Origin of the sequence: Pseudoalteromonas sp. ECSMB14103, assembly GCF_000813065.1 — a bacterium.
Lineage (GTDB): Bacteria > Pseudomonadota > Gammaproteobacteria > Enterobacterales > Alteromonadaceae > Pseudoalteromonas > Pseudoalteromonas marina.
This window is the reverse complement of the sequence record NZ_JWGY01000002.1, coordinates 186993-202953: the sequence shown is the minus strand read 5'-3', so window position 1 is coordinate 202953 and position 15961 is coordinate 186993. Positions and strand designations below refer to the sequence as shown.

The window sequence follows — 15961 nt, the reverse complement described above, 5'->3', positions numbered from 1 at the left end:
CTATGTAAGATGAATAACAAATTTTAGCCAAAAAAAAGAGCCGTGAAGCTCTTTTTTATTAAATACATTTTAAAGATAACTTACTTACTACGTTGAGCATCTTTTTGAGCTTTTTTAGCCTCTTTGCGTTGTTGAAGAACGGTCTGTGCTTCGTTACCTATATGCCCTTCACCACGAGCCTGTGCGAGCTCAATTTGTTTTTGGCGCTCTGCAAAACGGGCACGCTGCTCATCTGTTACCTTATCAATACAATGATGACATGAAACACCCTCTAAATATTCAGGCTTTTGTTTTTCTTGTTCAGTTATAGGCATACGACACGCATGACATTGATCGTAAGAACCTTTCTGTAGGTCATGATCAACAGCAACGCGATTATCAAATACAAAACACTCGCCTTCCCACATGGTTTCTTCTTTTGGGACTTCTTCTAAGTATTTAAGAATACCACCTTCTAAGTGATAAACTTCATCAAAACCTTGCTCTTTCATGTAAGCTGTTGATTTTTCACATCGAATACCACCTGTACAAAACATAGCAACTTTTTTATGTTTTTCAGGATCAAGATTTTCTTTTGCCCATTGAGGGAACTCACGAAACGTTGTTGTATTTGGATCAACGGCATTTTGAAATGTGCCAATTTCAATTTCGTAATCGTTACGCGTATCAATAAGTACAACCTCGGGGTCAGAAATTAATGCATTCCAGTCTTGAGGTTTAACATAGCTTCCCACTACTTTAAGAGGATCAATTCCCTCTACGCCCATTGTTACTATTTCTTTTTTTAGTTTTACTTTTGTGCGGTAAAACGGACATTCGTCATCGTAGGATTCTTTAGTAACAATGTTTTTTAAATTTGGCTGTTCATCTAACCATGCAAGGAGGTTGTCAATGCCCGCTCGTTTTGAAGAAACAGTACCATTAATTCCTTCAGCAGCTAAAAGTAATGTGCCTCGCACTTCGTTTTTTTCCATAACCTCTAGTAGAGGTTTACGTAATGCTTCAAATTCAGGTAGGCCTACAAATTTGTATAAAGCGCACACTACAAAGTGTTCGCTGGTAAGATCATCTTTATGAACAGCTGTCATTTTATTTCCTATTTTGCCTTATTAGCCAATATTGGCGTTTACCGAATCGTAAATCCGGCGCATATGGGGCGCGTATTTTACGCTTTTTTAGATTAATTGCAAAAAATAGCATCATACTTTGCTTTTTGCTGTCGGGATAAGCCATGTGTACGCTATAATGCAGCAATTAATTTAAGTTGCACATTGGAGAATATTACATTGCACTTTACTGATCTTGGGATTGATACTCGCCTTGAAACACAATTAGCACATCAAGGGATCACCCAGCCCACAGACATTCAAGCACATGCAGTGCCTACCGCACTTGCAGGGCATGACATTTTTGCTCAGTCAAAGACTGGGTCGGGCAAAACCTTGGCGTTTTTATTACCGGCAGTACAACGGGTTATGAAACAAAAAGCACTCAGTAAACGCGATCCACGTGTACTTATTGTTGCCCCTACACGCGAATTAGCTACGCAAGTATTTACACAGTTGCGTTTGTTAATAGCGGGCACGGCGATTAAAGCTGTAAAAGTATTAGGTGGTGAAAACTTTAATGACCAAATTAAAGCATTAAGGAACGACCCACAGTTTGTAGTGGCAACACCCGGTCGTTTGGCCGATCATGTTACCAAACGCTCGTTACAATTAAGTGGTTTAGAACTGCTAATTTTTGATGAAGCAGACCGTATTTTAGATCTGGGCTTTACTGAACAACTAAAGTTAATTAACGACGAAGCCAATCACCGCCTTCGACAAACATTATTGTTTTCAGCAACCCTAGACCACGCCCAAGTAGATGCTCTTTCGCGTAATTTATTAAAAAAACCAAAACAGATCACGCTTAGTGCTGCAAACGAACAACACAGCGATATAACGCAAACACTCTACTTAGCCGACCACCTAGATCACAAAGAAGCGTTATTAGCACACTTTTTAAAGCAAGACGAAGTTGGCCAATGCATAATATTTACTGCCACCCGCGCAGATACAAGTCGTTTGAGCGAAGAGCTAAACAACAAAGGATTTAAATCAGTCGCACTAGCGGGTGATTTAACACAAAGCAAACGCTTAGACATTATGGACTCGTTTAGCAGAGGAAACTTCAAGATATTAATTACCACTGATGTCGCATCCCGTGGTTTAGATTTGTTAAGCGTAACGCATGTAATTAACTTTGATTTGCCAAAACATGCTGAAGAATATGTTCACAGAATAGGTAGAACTGGACGTGCTGGTTTTAAAGGTACCGCTATTTCGTTAGTAGGCCCTAAAGATTGGGCTAGTTATTTAGCAATTAAATCTTTTTTAAATGATGAGCTTAAATTTGCAACTATTGACGGACTTAAAGCTAAATTTAAAGGGATAAAAGAGAAAAAACCTGCTGCAACTGTTAAAGCTAAAAAAGTAACGCAGGTTAAAAAGCCACAAATTAAACGTAAAGCAAAACCTAAAAAACCAGCGGCACCCATTAAAGCCCCTATGAATATCGATGGCGATTCACCAATGCGCCGTAAAAAAAAGCCTGAGCAGGAATAATTATGAGTTACCTTGGAACAACACAAACCCTATTTGTAAAAGAAGTGAGTAATGAAGGCGCTTACTTGGACGGTCATGATTTAGGTGAAGTTTTTTTACCAAAAAACGAAATCAGAGATGAACTTGAAGCTGGTGACAGCATTAGCGTATTTATATATTTAGATAATGCTAATTTACCAACGGCGACTGTTAAAAAGCCACATGCTCAAGTAGGTGAATACGCCCTTTTACGTGTTAAGGAAATAAATAGTATTGGTGCATTTTTAGACTGGGGTTTAGAAAAAGATGTATTAGCCCCATTTAATGAACAAAAGCCACGTATGCAAGAGGGCCATTCTTATCTTGTTCGTTTGTATCTTGATAATGCAAGTCAACGCATTTGTGCTTCAACAAACTTTAATCGCTTTTTATCAAAGGATGAGCCTGAATACACACGCCTACAAGAGGTTGATTTGATTGTTGCTGGTAAGACAGATATTGGCTACAAGGTGCTTATAGAAGAGTCTCACTTTGGTGTTGTATTTTACAATATGGTATTCAAAAACTTATTTGTAGGGCAAAAGCTTAAAGGCTTTGTTCAAAAAGTACGAGAAGACGGAAAAATTGATGTTGTACTCGAAAAACCAGGCATGGGTAAAGTAAGTGAGCTTGGCGATAAAATAATGGAAAAGCTTAAAAACGAAGGCGGCATACTCGCCATTGGCGATAAATCTGATCCTGAACTTATTAAGAAAGTATTTTCAACAAGTAAAGCTAACTATAAAAAAGCAATTGGTGGATTATTTAAACAAGAGCTTATTGAGATAGAAGCGAAATCTATCCGCTTAAAATCTAAATAATTTTATAGCGCTCATGATATCTTTATATTGTGAGTGCTTACCCTAAAATATACTTATAAGGCAATGTACACTGTGTATACTCTCTTGAGTAATTAAGTACTTCCCTTTCTGATTCTAAGTTTTGCGGCGCTAATCTAAAAACCTTTATTTCACACTCCAATTTCTTTTCATCATGATGAGTTAAACAATCACTGACAGTGATATCTTGAGCATTTAACGCGTCAGAATTTCTGTAGCAAAGGTGGTGGGCGTAATCCTTCATTGTTTTTTTAAAATCAAACATGTCTACAGGATAAGCTGATATAACGTCTGTTACTGTTGTAACGCCATCATAAGCCTTACTAGAAAATACATGTTTGTTAACTGAAAAGCCTGCAATGATAATTAACACTGAACCAAATAATAGCTTCAAAATAAACCCCTTACATCATTTTGATATTATAAATGTAACACAAATTACACATAACGTAAGGGGTTTAGTACTTATTTGCTGTTTTTTGTAAATTATTTTATAGATTCATTAACATCTTGCAGTACTTTTACTGGATTTGCTGCTTTAGTAATCGGTCTGCCTACAACTAGATAATCACTGCCAGCTTCAATTGCTTGTTTTGGAGTCATTATTCTTTTTTGATCGCCTGCTTCACTGCCTTCAGGGCGAATACCTGGTGTAACTAATTTAAAATGCTCACCAAGTTCAGCCTTTAAAACATTCGCTTCTTGAGCAGAACAAACAACACCATCAAGGCCTGCTTCCTTAGCTAGTTTTGCAAGGTATATTACCTGCTCCTCTGGTGATTTGTTTATACCTAAGCGTTTTAATTCTGGTTCATCCATACTTGTTAACACAGTTACAGCAATAAGAATTGGTGCTCTATCTCCAAATTCTTCTAAAGCAATTTTTGCTTTGTGCATCATTTCATACCCGCCTGACGCATGAACATTTACCATCCAAACGCCCATTTTTGCAGCAGCTGTAACTGCCTTTGCAACTGTATTAGGAATATCATGAAACTTTAAATCTAAAAATACATCAAAACCAAGTTCAATTAACTCTTTTACAAATTCAGGGCCAAAGTAAGTAAACATTTCTTTGCCTACTTTTAATCGACAAGTATCGGGCGAAAGCTGTTTTACAAATGCTAATGCTGTTTCTTGATCGTCGTAGTCTAAAGCGATAAGCACTTTTTTTGAATTTTCGAAAGACATAGTTATCCTAATCTATAGCAGTAAAGAGTTTTTATATATTCAACTTAGTTATCAAGGCAAACTTACACAAAGTGAGTAAGGAAGTTTAATTAGTATATAGATGCTAGTTAAACTTCTAGTCGAATTTGTAAGGGCATTACAATAATTAAGTATTTAGGGGTTATTAAAATCCGTCTAAACCTCTACTTGGGACAATGGTTTCCCAATGTTTACAAGAAGGGCAATTCCAATAAATCGTATAACTTGTGAAGCCACAATGCTGGCATTGAAAATCTGGCTTAGTAGCAATATATGACGTTACAAGACTATCAATTTCATTAAGTACTTCTTTTGTATTTTTATTTTGATCACCCATTAGCTGCAGTAAAAAACTAAACCCCCTGATCGTAGGTTGTCTTTTTAAACTGTCAGTTAAAAAATCGAAAGCTTGTTTTGTATGACCTTGCTCTAAAAGAGCTTGGCAATGTTTTATTTTTATTAGAACACCACCCTTCTCTAGTAAATCGTTTACTAACTCATGAAATTGATACGTTAAATTTAGTTGCTTATAGCTATGCGCCAGATCATCAATGAATAAGGGGGCAAACAAAGTAAACTGGCAAATAAGTTCACGCCAATAGTATATCGCTTTAACATAATCTTCTTTAGAAAAAGCGATAACACCTAGCTCATACAAAGGCCGAACGGCTTTGTAGTTTAGGCTAATTGCTTTTCGCATAATTTGAGGAGTACTGTCACTAAGGGCAGACTCACAATAAAAATTCGCGATAGCCTTAAATTGTTGCTCTTTAGAGAATAATTCGCTGTGAGATTCAAACATATTAATGCCTTTATCCCACTCACGAGTTTGCGAGTATAAGGTAATAATAGGATCGAGAGCTTCTACATGACCTGCTTTGACCAACCAAACCAAATGCTCTTCTGCACCATCTAGCAATCCAGCCATTATATAATCTTCGGCTAATTCTAAGCGACTAGTAGCGGCTTGCTGCTCACTCAAACTTGGATGTTTTAAAAGAAGTTCATGGATTTTGATTGCGCGGTCTAATTCGCCTCGGCGACGAAACATAGTGGCAAGTGTAGAGTAATGTTCAACTGAATCCGCTGCAACCTCTAGTAAATTTATTAAGTGTTCTAAACCTTGATCTTCTTCGCGGTCTAATAAAAACTTAAGCCCTTTACTGTATTCAGAAGTTATTTGACGATTAAGTTGGTGAGCATGATTTTTAGCACTGTTTTTACCCATAATCCAACCGTAGCCGGCTGCAACAGGTAGTAGTAAAAACAAAAGCTCAATCATAATTAGGTGTCTTTATTAACGTCAAGCTTGTTTTTATTTTTCTCAGGCGCTAACTGTTTTTTCAAACGGTAATTTTGCCACTTTAATTGAGAGAATAGCTTAAAGCTTATAAAACAACCTATTAGAACACCTAACAAAAAGCAGAAACTTATTATTACAGCTAAAGGCAGAGTATTACTGGCTATAATATAATTTACTTGTACTAACTGCGGGTTTTGTGACCCTAATACAAATGCGCTAATTAGGCACAGCGCTACCAGAATAAATTTCAATACCTTGAACAAGTAACTACTCCGTTATATTAACTAGGCAATGCTCGCATTGACGCGGTCGCGTAATTCTTTACCTGGTTTAAAATGAGGTACGTGCTTTCCATCTAACTCTACTGTATCGCCAGTTTTAGGATTACGACCTGTGCGAGGAGCGCGGAAATGCAAAGAGAAACTACCAAATCCTCTGATCTCTATTCGATCTGAAGAAGATAATGAACCGGCCATTTGTTCTAGAATTTCTTTTACAGCATTTTCAACATCTTTCACTGGAACGTGTGCGTGTTGTTCCGCAAGTGTTTCTATCAATTCTGACTTAGTCATAGCGTTTCCTTAATAAAAAGATATAGGAAGGGCAAAAGTGCCCTCCCAACTAAAAACTAATTATTTATTAGTCTTTTTGTGCATTTGCGAAAGCAGCTGCCATTGCGTTTTCAAACACTGGCTCTTCTTTCTTAAGCTTCTCTAGTACTTCTTTCTCTTCTGCTTCGAAAAGAGCTTTAACAGATAAGCTTAAAGTGCGGTTCTTACGATCAACACCAACGTATTTAACTTCAACTTCGTCGCCTACAGAAACAACAGTAGTTGCATCTTCAACGCGCTCTTGAGCGATATCAGCTACACGGATGTAACCTTCAACGCCTTCGATAAGTTCAACAGTTGCGCCTTTCGCATCAACTTCAGTCACTTTACCTTTAACAATAGCACCTTTTTTGTTTGCATCAAGGTAGTTATTGAACGGGTCAGCTTCGATTTGCTTAACACCTAGAGAGATACGTTCACGCTCTGGGTCAACTTGCAATACGATAGCAGTGATTTCGTCGCCTTTCTTGAATTCACGTACAGCTTCTTCGCCAGGTGTATTCCAAGAAATATCTGAAAGGTGTACAAGACCGTCAATACCACCGTCAAGACCGATAAAGATACCGAAGTCAGTGATTGATTTGATCTTACCAGTAACTTGGTCGCCTTTGTTTTGTAGACGAGCAAATTCCTGCCAAGGATTAGCAATACATTGCTTAAGACCTAGAGAAATACGACGACGTTCTTCGTCGATTTCAAGAACCATAACTTCAACTGTGTCACCTAGTGAAACAACTTTTGAAGGGTGGATGTTCTTGTTAGTCCAATCCATTTCAGAAACGTGTACTAGACCTTCAACGCCTTCTTCGATTTCTACGAAGCAACCGTAATCAGTAAGGTTAGTTACACGACCAGAAAGTTTAGAACCTTCTGGGTAACGACCAGCGATAGCTGCCCATGGATCTTCACCAAGCTGTTTAAGGCCTAGAGATACACGAGTTTTATCTTTGTCGAATTTAAGAACTTTAACTGCGATTTCGTCACCAACATTAACGATTTCTGAAGGGTGCTTAACACGCTTCCACGCCATATCAGTAATGTGTAGTAGACCATCAACACCACCAAGGTCAACGAACGCACCGTAGTCAGTAAGGTTCTTAACGATACCTTTAACTTCTTGACCTTCAACAAGGTTAGCAAGAAGCTCTTCACGTTCTTGTGAGTTTTCTGATTCGATAACTGCACGACGTGAAACAACAACGTTGTTACGTTTTTGATCAAGCTTGATTACTTTAAATTCAAGCTCTTTGCCTTCAAGGTGAGTTGTGTCACGTACTGGACGAACATCAACAAGTGAACCAGGTAGGAAAGCACGGATTGAATCAACTTCAACAGTGAAACCGCCTTTAACTTTACCGTTGATAACACCAGTAACAGTCTCTTGCTCTTCACAAGCTTTCTCAAGACGGATCCACGCTTCGTGACGCTTCGCTTTCTCACGAGAAAGGATAGTTTCACCGAAACCGTCTTCGATTGCATCTAGTGCAACATCTACTTCGTCGCCAACAGCAACTTCTAGTTCACCAGCAGCATTTTTGAACTGCTCTGCAGGGATAGCACTTTCTGATTTAAGACCAGCATCTACAAGTACAATGTTGTTCTCGATTGAGATTACTGTACCTTTAACAATAGAGCCTTGCTCTGCTTCAAAACCCTTTAAGCTTTCTTCAAATAACTGCGCAAAATTTTCTGACATACGAATATACGTCTCATATATTAATACCAATAAGCAACCATGCTGCATGGGGTTGTTAAAATAGCACTGGCATCCTGCTGGTGCATAAAATGTGTTTAACTTCGTTTAGGAAGTTTACCTTCAGAGATAGCTGCATCTAATAAAGTAATAACTTTATCAAACACTTGCTGTGCATTGAGCTCGCTAGTATCGAGTTCAATTGCATCTTCTGCAGGCACAAGCGGTGCGACGGCGCGATTCATATCACGGTCATCACGAGCTTGAATGTCTTCTAATAGACCACTTAGTGTAACATCAAGCCCACGCTCATTCAACTCAACAAAGCGTCTACGAGCACGCTCTTGTGCGCTCGCAGTCAAATAGATTTTTAATGGCGCATCTGGGAATACAACAGTTCCCATATCACGGCCGTCTGCTATCAAACCATTTTCGGTTCTAAAAGCGCGTTGACGCCTTAATAGCGCTTCACGAACACGAGGAAGAGCTGCTACTTTTGATGCAGCTGCGCCCACTTCTTCATTACGAATAGTGGTTGTTACGTCTTCGCCTTCTAGAATAACTTTTCCAGCATTAGTTTGGCTATCTACCAAAAACTGCACGTCTAAATTCGCAGCCAGTGGTACAAGTGCCTCTTCGTTATCTAATGCGATTTGGTGATGAAGTGCTGCAAGGGATAAAACGCGGTAAATTGCACCACTATCCAATACATCCCAACCCAACTTATCGGCTAACAAACGACAAACAGTTCCCTTACCAGAACCACTTGGGCCATCAACGGTGATCACGGGCATTAATAACGCCTGCATTTAAACCTCCTGCAATGCACACCTAAATAAACCGCGACATTATACGTCAGTTATTAAAATATATCTGCTATTAGTGTGTAACTTTTTATAAATAGTTATAAAAAGCCTATTCACTCACTGATGCTAATACATTGAAAAACGTAGGAAATGTTTTATAGGTACACTTAGGGTCATTGATTGTTATAGGCTTTCCGCCTACTGCAACCATGGCAAAACACATAGCAATCCGGTGATCATCGTAAGTGTCAATAGCGACATCGTTAAATGTTAATGGCGGAGTTATTTCAATAAAATCCTCCCCCTCAACCACTTTTGCACCTACTTTACGAAGTTCTGTACTCATAGCGTAGAGGCGGTCTGTTTCTTTTACACGCCAATTATAAATATTACGAATAGCTGTGGGACCTTTAGCAAATAAAGCAACGGTAGCCAACGTCATTGCAGCATCTGGAATGGCATTGGCGTCTATGTCGACCCCTTTTAACTCGCCTTTCCTCACAACTAAACGTTCATCGTACCAATCGATTTGAGCACCGACTTGTTCCATCACCTTCGCAAAGCCAATATCACCCTGAACCGATTTAGCACCCACACCTTTAATTTCAATCTCGCCACCAGCAATGGCTGCGGCTGCAACAAAATAAGAAGCCGATGATGCGTCACCTTCAACCATTATGCGTTCAGGTGATTGATACTGTTGGCCACCTTTTACTTTAAATAGTGAATAGTCTGAATGTTCAACGGTAATACCAAAACGCGCCATAACCCCTAAAGTAATATCAATATAAGGCTTAGACACCAATGTGCCTTTAATTGTAATTTGCGTATCACCACTGAATAATGGAGCTGCCATTAATAAAGCGGTTAAAAATTGACTTGAAATACTGCCATCAATTTCAACTTCGCCACCATTAATTTGCCCACCAACAATTTTAAGCGGTGGGTAGTCTTTGTGCTTTGTATAGGTAATATCACCACCAAGGGCTTGAAGCGCATCAACTAAGTGCCCTATTGGGCGCTCTTCCATACGTGGCTCACCGACTAACTCATACTCACCTTTAACAGCTGCTAAAACAGCTGTTAACGGACGATATGCTGTACCAGCATTACCTAAAAATAAAGGTTTATTAGGTTTTTTGAACTCACCACCAACACCATGAACAGTTGCAACTGTTCGGTCTTCATTAAGTGTTACTGTTACACCTAAAAGCTCTAGTGCTCCCAACATATGACGAATATCATCACTATCGAGTAAGTTCTCTACAACGGTTGTTCCGCTAGCCAGAGCAGCCAGCAGTAAAATACGATTAGATAAACTTTTTGACCCTGGTAATGTCACAGAGCCGTTAACACGCGATATTGGTTCTAAACGAAGTTGCTCCATTAGCTATTCTCCTTCGCAAAAGCTGCCATAAAATCAACAAGCGCTTGTACGCCTTCAAGTGGCATTGCGTTATAAATACTTGCGCGCATACCGCCTACTATTCTGTGCCCTTCAAGCGCTAATAAACCAGCTTCTTTAGATTGTGATACAAACTTTTCATTTAAGCTTTCATCATTAAGCCAAAATGGTACGTTCATACGTGAGCGGCAATGCTTGGCTACTTTATTTGAATAAAAAGGAGACTCATCAATAAAATTATAAAGAAGTTCAGCCTTAGCGATATTCTGGGCTTCCATCGCTTTTACACCACCTTGGGCTTCTAACCATTCAAACACTTCTGCAGCTAAGTACCATGCAAATGTGGGTGGTGTATTAAACATACTGCCCTGCTTCGCTTCGAGTGCATAATCTAAAATACCAGGCTTAGCTAAACCTTCACGATCAAGTAATGTTTTGCGCACAATAACGATAGCGATACCTGATGGACCGATATTTTTTTGCGCACCAGCGTAAATTAAATCAAATTTATCTACATCAATTTCGCGCGATAAAATCGTTGACGACATATCAGCAACAATTGGTGCCGTTGGATGACTTGGCACCTCAAAAATTTCTAAGCCATCTACGGTTTCGTTTGGGCAATAATGAATATATGAGGCATCTGCAGGTAAAACCCAATCAGCTACATTTTTAATTGAGAATTTTCCATCTGCATCGTTACGTACATTAACACTGGTTGTTGAAGTAAACTTGTTAGCTTCGTCTGTCGCGCTTTTAGACCACACACCATTTTCGCAGTAGATAGCTTTTTTATCTGCTTGATGAAGGTTAAGGGGTACTGCACTAAACTGACCGCGACCACCACCATGCATAAATAAAACTTCAAATTCATCACTAATATTCATTAAGCGTCTTAAGCTTGCTTCACATTTTGCAGTTAATGCCAAAAATTCTTTACTACGGTGGCTAATTTCCATTACAGAAACGCCCATGTCTTGCCAATCTAAGAATTCTTTTTGTGCTTTTTGCATTACCGCTTGCGGAAGCATAGCCGGCCCTGCACAAAAATTATATTTACTCATTACCTTTGCCTCATTCCAGTAATTTATACACTCAACATGAAAATATTAAATCCACGCTGTATTAATTTTTTTCAACAACATTAAAAAAAGCGGCCAAGGCCGCTTTTTCAATCTCAATTATTCTGAAGGAGGATTATCATCCACGACTTCATCTATAACTGTATCTACTGTTTCAACGTCTTCAGTATTGATTAAGTCACTTTCTGTAACTTCAATTTCTTCTATACGTTGTAAACCAACTACTTGCTCTTCGTCAATAGTTCTGATCAAAATAACACCTTGTGTGTTACGACCAACTGTTGAAACTTCGTTCACACGAGTACGCACTAACGTTCCGCGATTTGAAATAAGCATTATTTCGTCGTTGTCATCAACTTGAACAGCACCTACTACAGCACCATTACGCTCACTCACCTTAATTGATACAACACCTTGTGTCGCACGACTCTTAGATGGGTAATCTTCAAGTTGAGTTCGTTTACCATAACCATTTTCAGTTACAGTCAATATTGCGCCATCAGTTTTTGGCACGATGAGCGATACAACACGTTGCTCGTCGGTCATTTTAATACCGCGTACACCCGTTGCCGTTCTGCCCATTGGACGAACACCCTTGAAACGAATTTCTGGGTTACCTTCTTCGTCTAATACTGGGTTTCCATTTTCGTCAACAACAGCAGATTCTTCAGCTTCTTTAAAGCGAACAACCTTACCCGCATCGGTAAACAACATTATTTCGTTGGTACCATCAGTAATATCAACACCAATTAAGCTATCACCCTCGTTTAGGTTAACGGCAATAATACCGCTAGCACGTTGACGGCTGTAGGCTGTTAAAGGTGTTTTCTTCACTGTACCAAATGCTGTTGCCATAAAAATGTATTTATCTTCTTCGTACTCACGTACTGGCAATATAGCGGTAATACGTTCGTCAGCTTCTAAAGGTAATAAGTTTACAATTGGCTTACCGCGTGCTGCACGACTTGCTAGTGGTAATTGATATACTTTTAACCAATATAAACGCCCTGCTGTAGAGAAACATAAAATAGTATCATGCGTGTTTGCAACTAATAAACGCTCAATAAAATCTTCGTCTTTCATTTTTGTTGCAGATTTACCTTTACCACCACGACGCTGCGCTTCGTAATCAGACAACGCCTGATACTTAACATAGCCTTCGTGAGAAAGTGTAACCACAACATTTTCTTCAGTTATTAGGTCTTCAAGGCTGATATCATGCGCGGCTGCGTTGATTTCAGTACGGCGTTCATCACCATATTGCGCCTTAATTTCAACTAACTCGTCACGAATTACTTCCATTAGGCGCTCTGGGCTTGCCAGTATGTGTAACAATTCAGCAATTAAATCAAGCAGTGTTTGGTATTCACTTAAGATTTTTTCGTGTTCAAGGCCTGTTAGCTTGTGTAATCGTAAGTCAAGAATCGCTTGAGCTTGTTGCTCAGAAATAAAGTATTGGCCGTCGCGTATACCTAAATCATCAGCTAACCAATCTGGGCGAGCAACGTTAGCCTCACCTGCTTTTTCAAGCATTGCTTTAACATTACCTAATTCCCACGAACGTGCAGTTAACGCTATTTTTGCTTCTGCTGGTGTTGGAGACTTACGAATAAGTTCAATAATTGGGTCAATGTTGGCAAGTGCAATCGCTAGACCTTCTAGCATGTGTGCACGGTCGCGCGCTTTACGTAAATCAAATACTGTACGACGAGTTACTACTTCACGACGGTGAATAATAAACTCTTCAAGCATTTCTTTTAAATTAAAACACTTAGGCTGGTTATTGATGAGTGCAACCATGTTCATACCAAACACTGTTTGTAACTGTGTTTGTGCATATAGGTTGTTTAGAATCACTTCACCTACGTCACCACGCTTTATCTCAATAACGATACGCATACCGTCTTTATCTGATTCATCACGTAGTGCACTAATGCCTTCAATTTTTTTATCTTTAACAAGCTCCGCTATTTTTTCAATTAAGCGCGCTTTGTTAACTTGATAAGGGATTTCATGAACAATAATTGTTTCACGACCCGTTTTTTCGTCTGTTTCGATGTCAGCACGTGCACGCATGTACACTTTGCCACGACCCGTTTGATACGCTTGTTCAATCCCTTTTTTACCGTTAATGATTGCGGCTGTAGGGAAATCTGGACCAGGAATGTAATCCATTAACTCAGTTATGGTTAAATCTGGATTAACAATTAATGCTAAACAACCATTGATAACTTCAGTTAAGTTATGTGGTGGGATGTTTGTCGCCATACCTACGGCTATACCAGAAGAACCATTTACAAGTAAATTAGGTACCTTAGTTGGTAAAACGTCAGGAATTTGCTCTGTACCATCGTAGTTAGGAACGAAATCAACCGTTTCTTTCTCAAGATCCGCTAATAACTCATGAGACATTTTAGCCATACGTACTTCGGTGTAACGCATAGCAGCAGCTGAATCACCATCAACAGAACCAAAGTTACCCTGGCCGTCTACAAGCATATAACGTAGTGAGAATGGCTGTGCCATACGAACTATCGTGTCATAAACTGCGCTATCGCCGTGTGGGTGGTATTTACCGATTACATCACCGACAACACGTGCCGACTTTTTGTAAGGCTTGTTCCAATCATTACTAAGCTCGTTCATTGCAAACAAAACGCGGCGGTGAACTGGCTTTAAGCCATCACGTACGTCTGGTAATGCACGTCCTACAATTACACTCATTGCGTAATCTAAGTAGGAGTTTTTTAACTCGTCTTCAATATTGACTGGCAGAATTTCATTGGCGAGATCAGTCATTTGATATCACATTCCTTCAGTAGCAGCTCTTAATAACCCAGTATTAGGTTTTAAAGAGTATTGTTATTATTACTAACAGACATGCTATCACAATTAATTTTAATTTACAGGCGCAAAACTTTGCGATTTATCAATTTAGGCCTATATAATGGCCTCAGATTGACGAGGAAGTATTTTATGACCGAACATCAAAATGTAGATCACGCAGAAATAGCAAAGTTTGAAGCCATCGCAGAGCGTTGGTGGGATTTAGAGGGTGAGTTTAAACCTCTTCACGAAATTAATCCGTTACGCCTAGATTTTATTGCAAATAAAACGCAAGGTTTATTTGATAAAGAAACACTCGATGTTGGCTGTGGTGGGGGTATTTTAAGCCAAAGTATGGCACGTATGGGGGCAAAGGTAACAGGTATTGATATGGGGCAAGAGCCTTTGACTGTCGCTAAATTACACAGCCTAGAAACGGGTGTTAATGTAGATTACATAAAAATACCCGCAGAACAGTTTGCTGAAGAACACCCTGAACGATTTGACGTTGTTACCTGTATGGAAATGCTCGAACACGTTCCAGACCCTGCTTCAATTATTCACGCCGTTGCCAAACTTGCAAAACCTGGCGCTGATGTTTTTTTCTCTACCCTTAATAAAACACCGAAAGCCTACTTGTACGCAATTGTAGGTGCTGAAAAACTATTAAAAATGGTTCCAGAGGGAACTCACGATCACAAAAAGTTTATTAAACCGGCGCAGCTAATTGCGTGGGCCGAGCAAGCGGGCTTAAAAGTACGTGCAAGCTCAGGACTTTCGTATAACCCCTTCTCTAAACAATACACACTTAATAATGATGTTAGTGTTAATTATATCCTTCATTTTGAGAAGTTGGTGTAATGAAGAGCGCAGGTTCATCATTAGAACTTTATCAATATGATGCGTTTTTGTTTGATTTAGACGGCACCTTACTCGACACAGCTGACGATTTAGGCGCTGCACTTAATAGTGTATTACGAGCAAATCAGATTGCCGAAGTAACAAGCGAAATATATCGCCCAGCGGCTTCTAATGGTGCGGCAGCTTTATTGGAAGCGGGTTTTAAAGAATTGTGGCCCTCTCTTGCACAAGCACAGTTGATAAAGCAATTGGTCGATAGCTATGCCCAAAACATTGCAAAATATACTCAATGCTTTGCCGGTATTGAACCACTACTGATCTCACTTGATCACAAAAAGATCAAATGGGGGATCATGACAAACAAGCCTGGCTTTTTAACTGAGCCGCTTGTCGCTGCGATCCCCGCTTTAAAAAATGCGGCAGTTGTTATTAGCGGTGATACGCTTGAAGAAGCCAAACCCTCTCCTCTACCTTTACTTCATTGCGCAAAACTAATGGACGTAATACCAGCTCGCTGTTTATATATAGGTGATGCCGAACGAGACATTCAAGCGGGTAAAGCAGCAGGTATGCCTACAGCTACTGCTCTGTGGGGGTACATTCCAAGCGATGCAGAAGCTCTTACTTGGAAAGCTGATTTTAACTGGCGTAGCCCTATTGACGCATTTAACCATATATAGTGCCCATTTTAGATATAAA

Annotated in this window: 15 protein-coding genes; 4 read left to right on the top strand and 11 right to left on the bottom strand. The window is 39.4% G+C overall.

The window, feature by feature from the left end; genetic code table 11:
• Positions 1 to 80 precede the first annotated feature (80 nt).
• Positions 81 to 1088, bottom strand: coding sequence for an oxygen-dependent tRNA uridine(34) hydroxylase TrhO (trhO, locus tag RF53_RS05955; RefSeq protein WP_006794172.1), 1008 nt, complete (start codon positions 1086 to 1088; stop codon positions 81 to 83).
• A 198-nt stretch (positions 1089 to 1286) separates the two neighbouring features.
• On the opposite strand from trhO, the gene RF53_RS05950 reads away from it, so the two are divergent.
• Entirely contained in the window at positions 1287 to 2609 is a 1323-nt protein-coding gene (locus RF53_RS05950) for a DEAD/DEAH box helicase (protein WP_039036923.1), read from the top strand.
• A gap of 2 nt (positions 2610 to 2611) precedes the next feature.
• On the top strand, positions 2612 to 3448 hold the full coding sequence (locus RF53_RS05945; protein ID WP_006794170.1) for a CvfB family protein: 837 nt from the start codon (positions 2612 to 2614) through the stop codon (positions 3446 to 3448).
• Positions 3449 to 3485: 37 nt separating this feature from the next.
• Here the strand turns inward: RF53_RS05945 and RF53_RS05940 are convergent, their stop codons facing one another.
• From RF53_RS05940 to gyrA, 10 genes are all read right to left on the bottom strand, one after another.
• Positions 3486 to 3860 (bottom strand): hypothetical protein, encoded by a 375-nt coding sequence (locus RF53_RS05940; protein ID WP_006794169.1) that lies wholly within the window; start codon positions 3858 to 3860, stop codon positions 3486 to 3488.
• Between the two features lie 92 nt (positions 3861 to 3952).
• On the bottom strand, positions 3953 to 4657 hold the full coding sequence (gene pyrF / locus RF53_RS05935; protein WP_039036922.1) for an orotidine-5'-phosphate decarboxylase: 705 nt from the start codon (positions 4655 to 4657) through the stop codon (positions 3953 to 3955).
• 163 nt (positions 4658 to 4820) lie between these two features.
• Positions 4821 to 5957 carry a lipopolysaccharide assembly protein LapB gene (gene lapB, locus RF53_RS05930; RefSeq protein ID WP_039036921.1) on the bottom strand — a complete coding sequence of 379 codons (1137 nt, stop codon included), beginning with the start codon at positions 5955 to 5957 and terminating at the stop codon, positions 4821 to 4823.
• Between the two features lie 2 nt (positions 5958 to 5959).
• A complete protein-coding gene (locus tag RF53_RS05925) occupies positions 5960 to 6241 on the bottom strand; it encodes a lipopolysaccharide assembly protein LapA domain-containing protein (protein WP_039036920.1) in 282 nt (93 codons plus the stop codon).
• Positions 6242 to 6262: 21 nt separating this feature from the next.
• Positions 6263 to 6550: an integration host factor subunit beta gene (gene ihfB, locus RF53_RS05920; RefSeq protein WP_006794165.1), complete on the bottom strand. Its 288-nt coding sequence runs from the start codon at positions 6548 to 6550 to the stop codon at positions 6263 to 6265.
• A gap of 67 nt (positions 6551 to 6617) precedes the next feature.
• Positions 6618 to 8285: a 30S ribosomal protein S1 gene (rpsA, locus tag RF53_RS05915; protein ID WP_006794164.1), complete on the bottom strand. Its 1668-nt coding sequence runs from the start codon at positions 8283 to 8285 to the stop codon at positions 6618 to 6620.
• Positions 8286 to 8380: 95 nt separating this feature from the next.
• Complete coding sequence (gene cmk, locus RF53_RS05910) at positions 8381 to 9091, bottom strand: (d)CMP kinase (RefSeq protein WP_039036919.1); 711 nt, start codon at positions 9089 to 9091, stop codon at positions 8381 to 8383.
• Positions 9092 to 9197: 106 nt separating this feature from the next.
• Complete coding sequence (aroA, locus tag RF53_RS05905) at positions 9198 to 10475, bottom strand: 3-phosphoshikimate 1-carboxyvinyltransferase (protein ID WP_039036918.1); 1278 nt, start codon at positions 10473 to 10475, stop codon at positions 9198 to 9200.
• Positions 10475 to 11557 (bottom strand): 3-phosphoserine/phosphohydroxythreonine transaminase, encoded by a 1083-nt coding sequence (gene serC, locus RF53_RS05900; RefSeq protein WP_039036917.1) that lies wholly within the window; start codon positions 11555 to 11557, stop codon positions 10475 to 10477. Before serC ends, aroA begins: the two co-directional genes overlap by 1 nt.
• Positions 11558 to 11674: 117 nt before the next feature.
• A complete protein-coding gene (gene gyrA / locus RF53_RS05895; RefSeq protein ID WP_008132953.1) occupies positions 11675 to 14374 on the bottom strand; it encodes a DNA topoisomerase (ATP-hydrolyzing) subunit A in 2700 nt (899 codons plus the stop codon).
• A 177-nt stretch (positions 14375 to 14551) separates the two neighbouring features.
• On the opposite strand from gyrA, the gene ubiG reads away from it, so the two are divergent.
• Complete coding sequence (gene ubiG / locus RF53_RS05890; RefSeq protein WP_010557415.1) at positions 14552 to 15262, top strand: bifunctional 2-polyprenyl-6-hydroxyphenol methylase/3-demethylubiquinol 3-O-methyltransferase UbiG; 711 nt, start codon at positions 14552 to 14554, stop codon at positions 15260 to 15262.
• Complete coding sequence (locus RF53_RS05885) at positions 15262 to 15942, top strand: HAD-IA family hydrolase (protein ID WP_006794446.1); 681 nt, start codon at positions 15262 to 15264, stop codon at positions 15940 to 15942. Before ubiG ends, RF53_RS05885 begins: the two co-directional genes overlap by 1 nt.
• Positions 15943 to 15961: the final 19 nt, after the last annotated feature.

Coding starts and splice junctions, on each gene's coding strand:
- trhO (WP_006794172.1), bottom strand. CDS start 1,088: ATGACAGCTGTTCATAAAGATGATCTTACCAGCGAACACTTTGTAGTG.
- RF53_RS05945 (WP_006794170.1), top strand. CDS start 2,612: ATGAGTTACCTTGGAACAACACAAACCCTATTTGTAAAAGAAGTGAGT.
- pyrF (WP_039036922.1), bottom strand. CDS start 4,657: ATGTCTTTCGAAAATTCAAAAAAAGTGCTTATCGCTTTAGACTACGAC.
- lapB (WP_039036921.1), bottom strand. CDS start 5,957: ATGATTGAGCTTTTGTTTTTACTACTACCTGTTGCAGCCGGCTACGGT.
- ihfB (WP_006794165.1), bottom strand. CDS start 6,550: ATGACTAAGTCAGAATTGATAGAAACACTTGCGGAACAACACGCACAC.
- rpsA (WP_006794164.1), bottom strand. CDS start 8,285: ATGTCAGAAAATTTTGCGCAGTTATTTGAAGAAAGCTTAAAGGGTTTT.
- cmk (WP_039036919.1), bottom strand. CDS start 9,091: ATGCAGGCGTTATTAATGCCCGTGATCACCGTTGATGGCCCAAGTGGT.
- aroA (WP_039036918.1), bottom strand. CDS start 10,475: ATGGAGCAACTTCGTTTAGAACCAATATCGCGTGTTAACGGCTCTGTG.
- serC (WP_039036917.1), bottom strand. CDS start 11,557: ATGAGTAAATATAATTTTTGTGCAGGGCCGGCTATGCTTCCGCAAGCG.
- gyrA (WP_008132953.1), bottom strand. CDS start 14,374: ATGACTGATCTCGCCAATGAAATTCTGCCAGTCAATATTGAAGACGAG.
- ubiG (WP_010557415.1), top strand. CDS start 14,552: ATGACCGAACATCAAAATGTAGATCACGCAGAAATAGCAAAGTTTGAA.
- RF53_RS05885 (WP_006794446.1), top strand. CDS start 15,262: ATGAAGAGCGCAGGTTCATCATTAGAACTTTATCAATATGATGCGTTT.